At 70.9% G+C, this 15,396-nt stretch carries 9 protein-coding genes; 5 read left to right on the forward strand and 4 right to left on the reverse strand.

Annotated elements, in window-relative coordinates:
* Positions 1-5: 5 nt before the first annotated feature.
* Positions 6-3,614, reverse strand: coding sequence for a chromosome segregation protein SMC (gene smc / locus CAP_RS34655; RefSeq protein WP_044248815.1), 3,609 nt, complete (start codon positions 3,612-3,614; stop codon positions 6-8).
* Between the two features lie 330 nt (positions 3,615-3,944).
* On the opposite strand from smc, the gene CAP_RS49125 reads away from it, so the two are divergent.
* The 3 genes from CAP_RS49125 (at position 3,945) to CAP_RS34670 (ending at position 6,647) form a co-directional block, all read left to right on the forward strand.
* The gene (locus CAP_RS49125) at positions 3,945-4,301 is read left to right on the forward strand and encodes an FmdB family zinc ribbon protein (protein WP_044248817.1); all 357 of its coding nucleotides are present in this window, start codon (positions 3,945-3,947) and stop codon (positions 4,299-4,301) included.
* Between the two features lie 204 nt (positions 4,302-4,505).
* Positions 4,506-5,606 carry a bifunctional chorismate mutase/prephenate dehydratase gene (locus CAP_RS34665; RefSeq protein ID WP_044248819.1) on the forward strand — a complete coding sequence of 367 codons (1,101 nt, stop codon included), beginning with the start codon at positions 4,506-4,508 and terminating at the stop codon, positions 5,604-5,606.
* A gap of 15 nt (positions 5,607-5,621) precedes the next feature.
* The gene (locus CAP_RS34670; protein ID WP_052376526.1) at positions 5,622-6,647 is read left to right on the forward strand and encodes a hypothetical protein; all 1,026 of its coding nucleotides are present in this window, start codon (positions 5,622-5,624) and stop codon (positions 6,645-6,647) included.
* A gap of 121 nt (positions 6,648-6,768) precedes the next feature.
* Here CAP_RS34670 and hrpB read toward each other — a convergent pair whose 3' ends face one another.
* Complete coding sequence (gene hrpB, locus CAP_RS34675; RefSeq protein WP_044248821.1) at positions 6,769-9,399, reverse strand: ATP-dependent helicase HrpB; 2,631 nt, start codon at positions 9,397-9,399, stop codon at positions 6,769-6,771.
* A 264-nt stretch (positions 9,400-9,663) separates the two neighbouring features.
* On the opposite strand from hrpB, the gene CAP_RS34680 reads away from it, so the two are divergent.
* Positions 9,664-11,232 (forward strand): amidase, encoded by a 1,569-nt coding sequence (locus CAP_RS34680; RefSeq protein WP_044248825.1) that lies wholly within the window; start codon positions 9,664-9,666, stop codon positions 11,230-11,232.
* A 291-nt stretch (positions 11,233-11,523) separates the two neighbouring features.
* Entirely contained in the window at positions 11,524-13,281 is a 1,758-nt protein-coding gene (locus tag CAP_RS34685; RefSeq protein WP_052376527.1) for a thiamine pyrophosphate-binding protein, read from the forward strand.
* On the opposite strand, the gene CAP_RS34690 is transcribed toward CAP_RS34685, so the two are convergent.
* Together CAP_RS34690 and CAP_RS34695 are read right to left on the reverse strand one after the other, a co-directional pair.
* Positions 13,270-14,391: a 3-oxoacyl-ACP synthase III family protein gene (locus CAP_RS34690; protein ID WP_044248827.1), complete on the reverse strand. Its 1,122-nt coding sequence runs from the start codon at positions 14,389-14,391 to the stop codon at positions 13,270-13,272. The genes CAP_RS34685 and CAP_RS34690 overlap by 12 nt on opposite strands.
* Before the next feature lie 34 nt (positions 14,392-14,425).
* Positions 14,426-14,866 (reverse strand): hypothetical protein, encoded by a 441-nt coding sequence (locus CAP_RS34695; RefSeq protein ID WP_044248828.1) that lies wholly within the window; start codon positions 14,864-14,866, stop codon positions 14,426-14,428.
* Positions 14,867-15,396 lie beyond the last annotated feature (530 nt).

The raw sequence follows: 15,396 nt of genomic DNA on the forward strand, positions 1-15,396 counted from the left end.
GGGGGTCAGGCGACGGCGGCGGAGGGCGGGGCTTCGGCGCGGCGGATGTTCTCGTTGACGCGGACGCTGACCAGCTTGGACACGCCAGGCTCCTGCATGGTGACGCCGTAGAGGACGTCGACGGACTGCATGGTGCGCTTGATGTGGGTGATGAGGATGAACTGCGAGTGGCTGGTCATGCTGCGGATCGCCTCGTTGTAGCGGGTGACGTTGGCCTCATCGAGGGGGGCGTCGACCTCGTCGAGGATGCAGAACGGCGAGGGCTTGTGCTGGAAGATGGAGAAGATGAGGGAGACGGCGGTGAGGGCCTTCTCGCCGCCGCTCATCAGCTCGATGTTGCCGAGCTTCTTGCCAGGGGGCTGGGCGAGGATCTCGATGCCGGTCTCCAGCATGTCCTCGGGGTTGGTGAGCCGTAGCTCGGCGCTGCCGCCGCGGAACATGCGGGGGAAGAGGACCTTGAAGCGGGCGTTCACGCTGTCGTAGGTCTGCTTGAAGAGGCGCTTCGACTCGCGGTTCATCTGGGCGATGGCCGACTCCAGATCGGCGATGGCCTTCTCCAGGTCGGCCTTCTGGGCGGCGTAGTAGGTGTGGCGCTCCTCGGCCTCGGCGTACTCGCGGACAGCGTCGAGGTTCACGGGGCCCATGCGGTCGAGCAGCTCGGTGAGCTCGACGATGCGGGCGCGGTGCGAGGCCTCGACGGGGGGGCGCTTGTGGTAGTCGCCCATCACCATGTGCAGCTCCAGGCCGCGGAAGCGCTCGCGCACGCCCTCGATGAGGTGGGTGTGCTCGATGGCGAGCTTTTCGAGGGCCAGCTCGTGCTTGCGGAGCTGCTCGGTGATGGCGGTGAGCTGCTGGCGTAGCTCGCGGAGGCCGCTCTCGCGGAGGGCGTGGCGCTGGCGGGCCTCGTCGAGGGTGCGGCGGGCGTCGGTGAGCGTGGCCTGGGCGGTGTGCGCGGCGGTGGCGGCGCGGCGCAGGGCCTCGTGGGCGAGCATGATGGTCGCCGCGGCGCGGCCGGCACCCACGGCGCCGTCGGTGCGCTCCTTGTCGAGGCGGTCGATGCGGCCGCGCAGCTCCTCGCAGGAGCGGGTGAGGCGCTCGACGGTGCTGCGGGCGGCGGTGGCGCGCTCGCGGACGCGGGCGAGGCGCACCTTGCGGTCGGTCACGATGGACTGCTGGGCGAGGACGCGCTCGCGCCACTCGGCGGCCACCTGCTCGGCGTGCTCCTGGCCGCCCATGGCCTCTTCGAGCTTGCGGCGGTTCTGGTCGAGCCGCTCGCGGGCGGCGTCCTGCTCGCCGCTCGCCATGTCGAGGTGCTCGCGGAGGTCCTCCAGCTCCTGGTCCACCACGGCGCGGCGCTTGTGGGCGGTGGCGAGCTGCTCCTCGGCGCGCTTCAGGTCCTTCTCGGCGGTGAGGAGCTGGAGCTCGGCCTGGTGCGCCTCGCTGCGGGCGCGCTCCAGGGCGTTGCCGACGTCGGTGACGCGCTGGCGCAAGGCCTGCTGGGCCTCCAGCATGGCCGTGACCTCGTCGCTCTTGCTGGCCACGATCTCGTGCAGCTCGCGCATCTCGCGCTTCTGCTCGATCATGCCGGCGGCGATGGCGTCGCCCTGGCCGCCGCTCACGGTGCCGTCGGGCCGGAAGACCATGCCGTCGAGCGAGACGAGGGCGCAGCGCGCGCCCTCTGCGGCGAGGCGGGCGCCCACCTCGGGGGTGGTGATCACCACGGCGTCGCCGACGAGGGCGCGGACGAGGGCCTCGTCCTCGGGGGCGTAGCGCAGGCGCTCGATGAGGGGGCCGATGACGCCCTCACCTTCGGGAAACGGTGGGGTGGACGAGGCGGGGGTGAGGGGCGTGAGGGGCTGGGCGGCGATGACGCTGGCGCGGCCCTGCTTCTTCTGGGCAAGCTCGCCGAGGAGCGCGGTGGCGCGCTCCAGATCGCTCACCACCACGACCTGGAGCTTGTCGCCGAGGAGCGCCGCGAAGGCCGCGGTCAGCTCGGCGGGGGCCTCGATGCGGTCGGCCACGAGGCCGAGGAGCGCCGGGTCCCTGGTCTTGAGCAGGTTCTTCACGCCGGCGCCGACGCCCTCCAGGCGGGTGTGCAGCTCCTCCAGGGCGCGGAGGCGGTTCCTGCGCTGGTTCAGCTCGTTCTTGGCCTGCTCGACGGTGCGGTCGCTCGTCACGGCCTGCTCGCGCAGGGTCTTCAGCTCGGCGTCGAGGCGGGCCCGCTCGTCGGTCGCGTACTGCTTGGCGCCCGCGCTCTCGGCGGCCTCGCGGGAGAGGTCGGCGCGGCGGCGCTCGATGTCCTCGCCCTCGAAGCTCAGTCTTCCCAGCTCGTCTTCAAGCTTGACCCGGCGCTGGCCCATCTCGCCCATGCGGCGGTCGAAGCCGGCCAGGGTGGCCTCGGCGGCGGCGACGGCGGCGGCAGCCTCGGCGGCGCGCTTGCGGAGGATGGTCAGCTCCTGCTCGGCGTTGCGCTCGCCGTGGCGGACCTCTTCGAGGCGCTCGTGCTGCTCCAGGGCAAGCTCGCTCTCCTGGGCCTCTTCCTCGGCGACGGCGCCGAGCTGGGCTTCGAGCTGGGCGCGCTCGGCGGTGAGTTCGTGGATGGATCGTTCGAGTTCGGCCTGCTCGCGGGCCGCGGCGGTGCGCCGCTCTTCGAGGTGGCGGAACCGGTCGCGGGCGCGGGCGATCTCCGCCTCGTGGGTGCGGACTTCGTTGTCGGCGGCGAAGGCTTCGTTCTGGGCGCGCTCGGCGCGCTCCTCGCAGGCGAGGGCCTCCTGGCGGCTGACCTCCAGCTCGGCCTCGCGGGTGCCGAGGGCCGTCCTGGCGACCTGCTCGCGCTCGCCGAAGTCGCGGTGCGCGGCCTGCTCGCGCTGGCGGAGCACGGTGATCTCCAGGAGCTTGTGGGAGGCCTCGTGGAGGATGAGGTCCTCGACCTCCTTGCGGTAGGAGACGTAGCGCTCGGCCTTCGCGGCCTGGCGCTTGAGGGAGGCGAGGTTCCTCTCGATCTCGGAGACGATGTCGCCGATGCGGAGGAGGTTCTGGCGGGTCTGCTCGATCTTCTGCTCGGCCTGGCGCTTGCGGGCCTTGTACTTGGTGATGCCGGCGGCTTCCTCGATGAGCATGCGCCGGTCCTCGGGGCGCGCCGAGACGATGAGGCCGATCTTGCCCTGCTCGATGATCGAGTAGGCCTTGGTGCCGACGCCGGTGCCGAGGAAGAGATCGGTGACGTCCTTCAAGCGGACCTGGGTCCGGTTGATCAGGTACTCGCTGGTGCCGTCGCGGAAGAGGCGACGGGTCACGGCGATCTCGGAGTAGTCCTTGTACTCAAGGGGGAGCTGGGCCGCCGACTCCGGGTCGCTGTTGTCGAAGACCAGCGTGACCTCGGCCATGCCGTGGGCCGGGCGGGTGTCGGACCCGTTGAAGATGACGTCGGACATCGACTTGCCGCGCAGGTGCTTCGCGCTCTGCTCGCCGATGCACCAGCGGATGGCGTCGACGATGTTCGACTTGCCGCAGCCGTTCGGCCCGACGATGCCGAGGACGTCACTGTCGAACTGGACGACGGTGCGGTCGACGAAGGACTTGAAACCGGCGATTTCGAGCTTGCGGATACGCATGAACAGGGTCGGGGGGGTCAGGCGCCATGCCGAGTCGACGTAGCGTCACAGCACGTCACGTACCGCCACCGATCCGGGTCTAAGTTCAACGCAGGGCGGCGGCAAGGGGGCCTGGCACCGGGGGAGGCTCAGCAGGAAGGAAGTGTTGGAGAGGGAACGTACGAAGGCGTCCGGGGCTTCACGAAGTGGTTCGGCAAGGAGAGGCGCGAAGCGGTCGGGGCGGAGGCTGGTACGGCGCAAGCAAGGTGGTTCAAGGCTTCTTCTGGGCAGTCACCTTGACAGGTGGCCAGTCGAGCCGTACCCGTCGCTTGTTCCAGGAGCACAACGAAGATGCCCACCTACGAGTACGCCTGTTCATCGTGTCACCACGAGTGGGAGGCCGAGCAGTCCATCAAGGAGGCTGCGCTCACGGACTGCCCGCAGTGCCACAATGCTACCGCCAAGCGGCAGATTTCCCGGGGGACCGGCTTCATCCTGAAGGGGAGCGGCTGGTACTCGGACCTCTACGCGGGTAGCTCGAACAAGACCCCCGAGAAGGGCGCCGAGAAGCCCAGCGCGGCAGCGGCGAGCAGCAGCGAGAGCGCTGGCAGCACCAGCAGCACCGGCAGCAGCTCCTCCACGAGCGACAGCGGGGGCTCTTCCTCGAGCACGACGTCGACGCCGAGTTCCTCGACGACCACCACCTGACCCTCACGGCCGGGGCCCTTGTCCGCTTCCCGAGGCGACGGGCGTCAGGCCCGAAGCGGCAGAACGCCCTGGAGACCGCGGGTGGAGCGCGGAGTGGGGGGCCCCGACGAGCTTTGCTCGGCGGGGGGCGGGGGCGCGAGCCCCTGCCCTTGGAACATGAGCCTTTCCCCATCTCCGCTGGGCCTGGTGCTAGGGTGACCCGGGATGGATGAGAGGAAGCGACTCGAGGAGCTTCGCGGGCAGATCGCGGAGATTGACCAGGAGATCCTGCACATCATCGAGCGGCGGGCGCGCGTCGCGCAGGAGCTGAGCAAGCTTCGACCGGGGACCTCCCGCTACGCGCCGCTCGCCGAGGCGAGCGATCTGCAGTCGCTCGAGCGCGCGGCGCCCACCCAGATCCCGGCGGCCGCCATCCGGCCGATCTTCACGGCGATCGACGCGGCGTGCCGGTCGTCGGAGGTGGCGCCGCGGGTGGTCTTCGTGGGGGCCGAGGGAGATTTCGGCTGGCAGGCGGCGCGGGAGCACTTCGGGCACGGGCCGGAGTTCGTGCGGGTGGAGGCGACCGGGGCCGCGCTCGACGAGGTGACCCGCTCGCGCGCGGACTTCGCGGTGGTGCCCTACGAGTCGTTCACGGAGGGGCCGATCTTCCCGACGCTGCTCGCCATCGGGGGCGCGGACCTCAAGGTGGTGGGGGAGCGCGAGCTGTCGCAGGCGCTGGTGCTGGTGAGCCGCAGCGGCAACCTCGCGGAGGTGGAGAAGGTGTACACCTCGCCGCAGGATCACGTGGCGTGCGTGCGGTATCTGGAGCTCCACCACCCGCGGGCGCTGGTGCTCGACGTGCGCTCGCCGCTGATGGCGTGGGACCTCGCGGCGGAGGAGGCCAACGCGGCGGCGGTCGTGCCGCGCGGGTTCACGGGCTCGCGGGAGCTGAAGGTGGCCCGCGAGAACATCGGCGACGAGGGGGAGGTGCGGATCCGCTACGGCATCGTCTCGCGCCTGCCGGCGCCGCGATCGGGGCACGACACGACGGCGGTGCTCTTCAGCGTGCGGGATCGCCCGGGCGCGCTGCATGACATCCTCCACCACTTCAAGGAGCGGAACTGCAACCTGCGGCGGATCCACTCGCGGCCCATCCCCGGGGAGGGCTGGGAGTACGTGTTCTACGTCGAGGTGGGCGGTCACTCCACGGACCGGACCCTGGTCGCCGCGCTGGAGGGGGTGAAGCGAGAAGCCAAGATGCTCAAGATCCTCGGCTCGTTCCCGCTGGAGCGGCTCGATGCTTCCCCGCCGCCCGAGCGGCTCTGAAGGTAACGCGGACACATGATCACGGTAGGCAGGGTGAAGAGGGCCCTCGGGGAGAGCGCGCTGCGCCTCGCGCCGCTCGCGCTGGTGGCAGGTCTGCTCGGCGCGGGGGGCGCGCCGGGGTGCGGGACGGCCAAGGAGAGCCTGATCCTCGTGGGCGGTGAGCCGGTGGATCCGGCGACCATCGATCGCGATCCGGTGGCGGTGCTGCCGAGCGGCCTGGTGATGCTGGGCTACCTCGACGCGGCGACGCTGTTCAAGTCGGGCATGGGCGGCGAGGTGAGCAACGTCGTCGCGCAGATCCTGCCCCTCGGGCCGGAGTCGAACTTCGTGGCCTCGCGCGACGTGACCCACCTCTACGGGGGGGTGTACGCCATGCAGGGCGCGGATTTCTGCGTGGTGGTGCAGGGGACCTTCGACGTGGCGGCAATCCGGCGCGCGGCGGCGTCGGGGGCGACGACGCTGCTCGGGGTGCCGCTCGTGAAGTCGCGCTACGCAGGGAACGAGGTGTTCACCGCGGGCAACGTGGGCTTCGTGCCGCTGACGAGCCGCACGGTGCTGGCGGGCAACGAGACGGGGATGCGGCGCGCGCTCGACAGGATCCAGCGCGGCACGCTCACGCGCAGCGTGACGCCGTGGATGATCCACCTCACCGAGACCAAGGGCGCCGCCTTCGCGCTCGCGGGCGATCTGTCGGGTCAGGCCGCGGTGGCCACCGCGTCGCAGCAGGTGCCGTTCCTGGCAGGCCTGCGCTACGTGCGGGTGGTGGGCAACTTCGAGGCGCCGGGGGTGAACTACGCCGGGACGCTCTCCTACGCGGACGAGGCCGCGGCGGCGGGTGGTGCTGCGGGGCTGAAGAACCTGGAGCAGATTGCGCGCATCGCCTCGCTGCTCACCTCGTGGGGCCTCGGCGGGGCGCCGCAGATGCAGGTGGCGCAGCACAAGAGCGAGGTGGCCTTCACCCTGCCGCTGAACGACACGATGGCGAAGCTCCTGCTGCGCCACGGGGCCGACGCGCTCCGGACCATCGCGCTCCGCCCGTGATCCCAGGACCTGGTTCCCAGATCCCTCTCGGGTCCCTGGCTCAAGGCCGGTGCGGAGCCACTGGGGTAGCGACCAACGGGAGCGTAGGGGCCGATAGGCCTCTGATCCAGGGTACGCAGTACTAACGGGGGCGGCCGACGGGCGGGGGGCGCGCCGTCAGGGGATCGTCGGGCCAGGCGTGCTTCGGGTACTTGCGCCGGAGTTCCTTGGCCACGGCGGGGTAGTGGCGCGCCCAGAAGCCGCGCAGGTCGGTGGTGACCTGCACGGGGCGCTGGTTCGGGGCGCAGAGGTGGAGCACCACCGGCACGCGGCCGCGGGCCACCGAGGGGCCGTCGGACATGCCGAAGAAGTCCTGCAGGCGTGAGGCGAGGCAGGGAGGGGCGTCCGGGGGGTAGTCGAGCCTGGCCTTGCGGCCTCCGGGTAGGGCGATGGTCTCGGGGGCGACGTCGTCGAGCACCCGCCGCGTGGCCGGGTCGAGCCGCGCTTGCACGGCGTGGGCGAGGTCGGCCTGGCGCAGCTCGGCGAAGCTGCGACGGCCGGCGCAGAGGTCTTCGAGCACCTCGTCGACCTCGGCGTCGCCCAGCACGGGCAGGCCGAGCTCGGGGCAGCTCACCCGCGCGAAGCCGACCCGCGCGAGCCACCGTTCGAGGGCGTCTCCATCCGTGAACGTGCGCCAGCCTCGCGCCTTGGCCCGGGCTGCGAGCGCGGCGGCCACGGTCTTCGCGGCGGCGCCTCCTTCGGCGACCGTGGTGAGCCGGGTCTCTTCGAGGACCAGGCCGTCGTACGAGAGGCGCCGCAGCACCTCGAACCGCTCCGAGGCCTCGATCCACACCGCCTCGGTGGTGTCGTCGATGGCGTCGGTGAACAGGTCGAGGAGCCAGTCTGCCTGGATGGCGCTGGCGGAGCGCACCACGGCGCGCGCGCGGCCGCCCTCGCTGCGCTCCTCGACCTCGACGGCGACCACCAGCTCCACGCCGTCGACGACGCTCGTCTCGGCGAGGACGGCCGTGCCTCCCGCGGCGAGCACGACCTCGCGCCCGGCGCGGCCGGTGGCGTTCTGGGGGCGCCGCAGCCTCCCCACCCGGTCGGGGAAGCCCGCCAGGATGGCCACGAGCTGCGCTTCCTCGCGGGCTTCCGCCGAGGTGGGGGCCGGCGCGCGCCGGTCGGCCATGCGGGTGAGCTGCCGCCGGGTCCTGTCGACGGCGGTGGCCCGGGTGGGATCGACGCCCATCCAGCGCAGCCGGTCCGGATCGAAGCGGGCCCCGGCGGCTTCCTCCAGCAGCTCCAGCGCAGCCAGGAGATCGGAGTTGCCGCTCTCTCTGCCCCGACGCCCGCCATGGGCGCCGATCTCGCGCTCTCCGGCGAGCGCGGCGAGTGCGCATCCGTCACCGGCGATCCCGCGCCGCTCTGCTTCCACGATCATCCGGGAGAGGCGGGGGTGGGTGGGGAAGTGCAGCATGCGCCGTCCGGTCGCGGTCACCTGCAGCGCGCCTGCGCCTGCGTCGGCGGCGCGGTGCGGGGTCGCGCCGCGCACCTTCCGTTCGAGGGCACCGAGCCTCACCAGGAGGTCTTCCGCGGCGGTGAGGGCGGCGGTGGGCGGCGCCTCCAGCCAGCCGAAGCGCGCGAGATCGGTGACTCCCGCGGCGTGCAGGTCGAGGACGGCCTCCGCGAGATCGGCGCGCCGCACCTCGGGGGCTTCGTGGTCGGGGCGGGCGGCGAGATCGAGGCGCGTGTAGAGCCGCAGGCAGCGCCCTGGCCGGGTGCGTCCGGCGCGCCCCGCCCGCTGCGCTGCCGAGGCCTTGGAGATGGGCGCGAGGCGCAGGGTAGGCAGGCCGGACCAGGGTGCGTGCGCGGCCACGCGGGCGAGGCCGCTGTCGATGACGGCGGTCACCCCGTCGATGGTGACGGAGGTCTCTGCGACGTTGGTCGAGAAGATCACCTTGCGCCGATCCGCGCGCCTGACGGCGCGGTCCTGCTCGGCGGGGCCGAGGGTGCCGTGCAGGGGCAGGAGCAGCAGGTCGGCGCTGCGGGCGAGGTTGCCGCAGGCCTCCATGGAACGGCGGATCTCCAGGGCGCCCGGCAGGAAGACCAGCACGTCGCCTTCGAGGCCCTCCTGCACGAGCTGCCGCACCGCGGAGGCGATCTGGCTCTCCAGGGGGCGGTCGTCGGGGCGGGGGAGGTGCTCGATGGTGACCTCGAACATCCGCCCCTCGGCGCGCAGCACGGGCGCCGGCGCTTCGTCTCCCAGGAAGGCGGCGATGGGGCCGGTGTCGAGGGTCGCCGACATGGCCACCACCTTGAGGTCCGGCCGCGGTCCCCGGAGCAGCCGTCGCAGCAGGGCGAGCGACACGTCGCTTGCCAGGTGCCGCTCGTGGAACTCGTCGAGGAGCACCGCGCTCACGCCGCGCAGCTCCGGGTCGCCGAGCAGGCGCCGGGTGAGCACGCCCTCGGTGATGAAGCGGATGCGGGTCTCGGGGCCCGAGGCCTCCTCGAAGCGCATGGAGTAGCCCACCCGCCGCCCCACCTCCTCGCCGAGCTCCTCGGCGACGCGCCGCGCCGACATCCTCGCGGCGATGCGGCGTGGCTCCAGGACCAGGATCTCTCCGACTTCCGCGAACCCGTGATCGAGGAGGGCGCGCGGTACCCGGGTCGTCTTGCCGGCCCCGGGAGGGGCTTCGAGGACCACCGCCCTCCCCGTCTGCAGGGCCGTGCAGAGCTCGGGCAAGAGGGGGTCGATGGGGAGTGGCTGCATCTTTGAAGCATCGCCAGCGGCCCGGCAGGTCGAGGTCGGGGCCGATCGCATCGATCGCTGGCGCGCACAGCGTAGCAAGCCTTGGCAGGTGCCGACTGTGCTAGTAGTCCGTACCCAAGTTCAGGGACCGAAGGTCTCTGCGCTCCCGGTCGCCACCCCTGTTGCCCGCGGAGAGCGCCGCGCCAAGGAGTTGCGACGATCTCGGGGAACGGAGGACCGAGGGTCCCCTTCCCCAGGCTCGTCTCATCCTCCCGATCCAGCGCCTTGAGCACCGCGACCGACCTCACCCAGCACTCCGCTTCGCGCCTCGCTGCACTCCTCGCCGAGGGGGCCATCAGCGCCGAGGAGACGGCGCGTGCGCACCTCGATCGCATCGAGGCGCTCGACCCGAAGCTCCACGCCTTCACCACCGTCTTCAGGGACGAGGCGCTCGCCGAGGCCCGGCGCGCCGACGACGAGCGCCGCCGGGGGGAGGTGCGCGGCCCCCTGCACGGGCTGCCGGTGACCATCAAGGAGTCGCTCGACATGGCGGGCCAGGCGTCGACCCTCGGCCTGCTCTCGCGCCGGGAGCTGCGCGCCACGAGCGACGCTGCCATCGTCCAGCTCCTGAAGCGGGCTGGGGCGGTGGTCCTCGGCCGCACCAACGTCTCGCAGCTTCTTCTTTTTCACGAGAGCCGCAACGCGCTCTTCGGTCAGACGGCCAATCCCTGGAGCCTCGACCACACCCCCGGGGGCTCCTCGGGTGGAGAAGCTGCGGCCATCGCCTCCGGCATGTCGCCCCTCGGCATCGGCACGGACATCGGGGGCAGCATCCGCGTGCCCGCGCATTTCGCCGGCATCGCTGGCATCAAGCCGACCCTCGATCTCTGGCCCAACCGGGGGAGCAACGGGGCGCTGCTCGGCCAGGAGCTGATCCGCTCCCAGCTCGGTCCCATGGCCCGCACTGCGCGCGATCTCGCGCTCGCGTTCTCGGCGCTCGACCCTGCGGCGCTCAGCGCGATGGACGCGCGCGTGCCCCCGCTGGCGCTGCCCGACCCTGCCACCGTGGACATCGCGGGCCTGCGCGTGGGCTTCTACGTGAACGACGGCATGCTCCCGCCCTCTGCCGCGGTGGCGCGCGCGGTGACCAAGGCGACCTCGGCGCTCCATGCGCGCGGGGCGACCGTCGTTCCCTTCACGCCGCCCGCCATCCCCGAGACGGTGTTCGGCTACTTCTCGGCCCTCACCTCGGACGGCGGGGCCACCGTGGCAGCGCTCCTCAAGGGCGCCGAGGTGGATCCCTCCCTCCAGTCCCTGCGGGCGCTGGCCATGCTCCCGCCGCTCGCGCGCACCACGGCGGCGCGCGTGGCAGGCCTCGCCGGAGAGCGGCGTCTCCAGCGGCTGCTCGAATCGGTCGGGGAGAGGCCCACCTCAGGGCTCTGGCGGCTCACCGCCACCCTCCGGCAGCGGAGGGACGCGATCTTCGCGGCGATGCAGGCGGAGCGCCTCGATGTGGTCCTCTGCCCTCCGCACGCGACGGCCGCGCTGCCTCACGGGGGCTCCCGCGACTTCGCGCTGGCCGGCAGCTACGCGATGCTCTGGAACGTCTGCCAGTTCCCCGCGGGCGTCGTTCCGGTCACCCGGGTGCGCCCGGACGAGACGCATCGGCTCGACTGCAAGGACCGGCTGGAGCGACGCGCCGCGGCGGTGGACGAGAAGAGCGCCGGCTTGCCGGTCGGTGTCCAGGTCGTCGGGTTTCCCTACCGGGATCACGTGGTGCTGGCAGCGATGATCGCCATCGAAGAAGCGCTCCAATCCGAGCCGGATCTTCCAGTGACGCCCGTCGCACCTTGAACTCGCCACGTTCGTTCAGGGACGATGGTAATCCCGACAGTTGTCCGACCAATGCTGGTTGGTGAGATCACGATGCGTTTGCCCGCCGCAGAAACGGCGTGGATGACTGACATCCGTCTATGCCATGGAGGGGTATCCTGCTTGACCCGCCTGGAGAGAAGCGTTCTTCTGGCCAGGGCGGTAGCGATACCGGTATGACCTGGCCAAAGAGCGGTCATTCAGCGTTGATTGTGGACATCGTGGCCTCTATCAGCATGCGAGCGTACTGAAACACGGATTGGAGCGTCTCCCATGGCAGGGGCTTACGGGGCTACGGTCGTCGAGATTCTGCTGGATCGGCTGGAAGCGGAGGGGGTCGAATACATCTTCGGCGTGCCGGGGGCCTCGCTCACACCCATCTATGAGGCGCTTCTGGAGCGCACGGCCATCAAGCAGATCCTCGCCAAGCACGAGGAGGGCGCGGCCCTCATGGCGGCGGGGTATGCGCGCGTGTCCGGCAAGATTGGTGTGTGCTGCGCGACGACCGGGCCAGGGGGCACAAATGCGCTGACGGGGGTCGCCTCCGCCTACGCCGACTCCGTCCCTTTGCTCATGGTGACCGGGCAAGCCTCCACACAGTTCTTCGGCAAGGGGGCCTTCCAGGAGAGCTCGTCGCAGGGGATCGATATCGTCCAGATCTTCCGGCCAGTTACCAAGCTATCGGTGATGCTCCACAATGCGGAGCGGTTTCCAGCCCTCCTGCACGAGGCGCTGCGCGTCGCCCGCATCGGGCGCCCGGGGCCGGTGCACCTCAACATCCCCGCGGATTTCATGAAGGAATTCGTGGCCTCCACCCGGATTCCCCCGGTGCATCTCCGGCCGCTCAGCAGGCCCGCGGACCGGGCGTCGGTGATCGAGGCCGTGAAGGTCCTCAGCGAGGCCGAGCGCCCCGCGATCCTCGCGGGTCACGGGGTGACCATCTCCCAGGCCGCAGAGCCGCTGCGCCAGCTCGCCGAGCGCCTCCAGATCCCGGTGGCCACCACCCCGAAGGCGAAGGGCGTCTTCCCCGAGGATCACCCGCTCTCGCTGGGCGTGTTCGGCTTCGCGGGCCACTCCCACGCGGAGAAGTACCTGCTCCAGACGAACATCGACACCCTGCTGGTCATCGGCACGAGCATGGGTGAGTGGTCGACCAATGCCTGGAGCAGCCGCCTCCAGCCGACGCGGGCGCTGATTCAGGTGGATCTCGACGCCGCTATCATCGGGCGCAACTACCACGTGGAGATCGGCGTCGTCGGCGACGCGGCCGAGGTGCTCACCATGATGGCCGAGGACATCGAGGCCCTCAGCCAGCACCGCGGAGAGCGCAAGATGAACACCGAGGCCGTCGAGTCGGTGCGGATGAGCACCCCGCGCTTCCTCAACGAGGAGCCGGACGAGGACGACTCGGCGCCCGTCAAACCCCAGCACCTGATCCGGGAGATGCAGCGCGCCATGCCCGAAGACGCGCTGTTCTTCGTGGACATCGGCAATGCGATGAGCTGGGCAGGGCACTACTTCCAGGTGCGCCGGCCCAATTCGTACTTCGTCGCGATGGGGCTCGCCGCCATGGGGAGCGGCCTCGCCGGCGCCATCGGGGGCAAGCTCGCCGCGCCCGGCCAGGCCGTGGTCGCCCTCGTGGGGGACTCGGCGTTCGCGATGAACGGCATGGAGGTCCACACCGCGGTCGAGCACGACGTCCCGGTGATCTGGATCGTCCTCAACGACGGAGGGCACGCCATGATCATGCACGGGGAGAGCCTGCTGCTCGGGAAGCACCTCGAAGCGTGCAGGTTCCGCGTCCCCCTGCAGATCGCGGCGCTCGGCGCGGCGCTCGGCGCGCGCACCTTCCGGGTGGAGACGCGCTCGGCCTTCCGCGCGGCGTTCGAGGAAGCGCTCGCGGCGGGCAAGCCGTGCGTCATCGACGTGCTCATCGATCCGCGCGAGGTGCCGCAGACCTTGTCGCGGCGCGTCAGGACGCTCGCGGCGTCCTTCGATCACGTGCCGCTGTCGATGCGCTCACGCCGGTGAGGCCGCCATCTGGAGCGTGCTCGACGGGGGTGGGGGAGGCCCGAGCGCCACGTCGCCCCAGCGCACCACCGTTGCGCCTGCCGTGGAGACCGAGCCCACCGCGTAGATCAGGACGAGCGCGCCCCGCGGGATCTTCTCGGCGTGCGCAGCGTGGTACAGGTTGGTCATCGTGAGCGCGGCCCCGATGTTCCCGTACCGGGGATAGACGCTGAGGGTCCGCTCGGGGTCGATGCCCAGCACCCTGGCGCAGAAGCGCGCGAACCACGCCGTCGGCGTGTTGAAGATGAAGAAGTCGATGTCCTGGAGCCTGACGCCGGCCGCCGCGAGCGCGCCGGTGGCGCTCGTCTCGAGCTGCTCTGCGGCATCGTCCCGCATCCGCCGCGTGGCTTCCTCGTCGCCCGACGCCATGCGGAACACCGGCTTGCCCTGGCGATCGAGCGTCACCCCGGTCGCGAAGGCGCCGCAGGTGCTCTTGGTGGAGATGAGCTTCGTCCCGAGCACCCCGTGAGGCTCCGGCACCTCGCCGATCACCGCGGCTCCGGCGCCGTCACCCATGAACCAGGAGAGGGTGTCTGCCACGTCGAGCATGCGCGAGTACGAGCAGGAGGTCACGAGGAGCACGTTGCGGTACTCCCCCGCCCGCACCAGGGCCGCCGCGCTCTGGATCCCCACCACGGCGCCGCTGCAGGTCGACTCCAGGTTCCACGCCGGCGCGTCTGCCCCGAGATCGCGCGCGAGGTGGACCGCGTTGCCAGGGAACAGGCGGTCGGGGACGAAGGACGCGGCGAGGATGGCGTCGATGTCGCCGGGGCCCATGTTCGCCGCGGCGAGCGCGTCGCGGGCCGCCTTGAGCTCCAGCGACAGCGTGGTCTCCTCCGGCCCGAGGACGCGGCACTCCACCGTGCCGCGGAAAGGGTCCTTGAGGTAGCCCTGCATCTCGATCTGGAAAGGGTCGGTGGATGTCGCCGAGCCGCCCGCGAAGAGGCGCCCGAGGCTCCGCGACTCCGCCGCGGTCACGACCTCGGGGAAGTGCTGTCGCCAGTAGGCTGGCGTGCGCAGCGTGGAAGGGGGACAGATGGCGAGGGACTTGAAACCTGCGTGCGTGGCCATGCGACGTGACCCCCCTGGGGTAGGCCCGCAGCGCCTAGCGGAACTGCGGCTTGGGCGGTGAGCATTTCAGCCTGAAGCCCAGCTCCACGTGGAGCTCTTCAATGGCCTTGTTGACATTGAAGATCTCGTCCCGGGTGAGCTTCATGTATTCGTAAGCCTCGGCGAGCTTGTCCGGTGAGAAGGTCTTCACCGCTGGATTGAACCAGTTGAGGGCGGTGACCACCCCGCGGACCAGGCTGTTGTACGAAACCACGGCGGCCAGCCCCGGTCGCCCTTTGAGGATATCGTTGACGTCCTTGCGCTGCCTCGAATTGGGCGCGCCCCCGTCCGTGAAGGCGATGCTCCGGACCTTGGAGAGGTCCTTCATCGTCTTGAGCTGGTTGATGTACTTGCTCCACTCCTCGTCGCTCGGCGGTCCTTCCGAGTGGAGGAGGACGAACACGTTCCCCACCATGGCTGACACCATGGTCTTCACGGAGAAGCTCTCCGCGGCGAGACTGGGCGTGACTTCACCGGGCGTGACTTCGAGGCGCTCCCCTGGTGATCCGCGACGCAAAGGGACGGCACCAGGCCGACAAAGCGGGAACTCGTGAAGCAAACCACGCCGGAGCAGGCTATCAGAGGAATCTCCCGAGCGGCAAGGGCCTCCCCCCTCGCCACAGCGGGCGCGGCAGGGGTGCGAGGGCGTGCAGGAGCGCGGGCGCGCAGGGCCGGTCCCCGATCGAGAGACCCACACAGCCTCACCCCGCTGGGAGGTGACCGTTCACGGCCAGCTCAGCGGCGATGCCGTGATCACGCGGCCTCGTCGCGCTTCGTCGCAGAGATGTACGGATCTCCTGGTGAGATGGGCATCACGTGACCACAGCCACCTCTCGCGGATCCTCCCCTGGGGACGTTGCTCCAAGGAAACCCACGGCGAGACGTTCTGCCCAGGGGCACTGCGTGGCGGCTGGCGAGAGCGGTTCGCGGGGAGTGGGGCCCCGACGGGATTCACTCCCGGCGGGG

The sequence above is a fragment of the Chondromyces apiculatus DSM 436 genome, from assembly GCF_000601485.1.
GTDB lineage: Bacteria > Myxococcota_A > Polyangia > Polyangiales > Polyangiaceae > Chondromyces > Chondromyces apiculatus.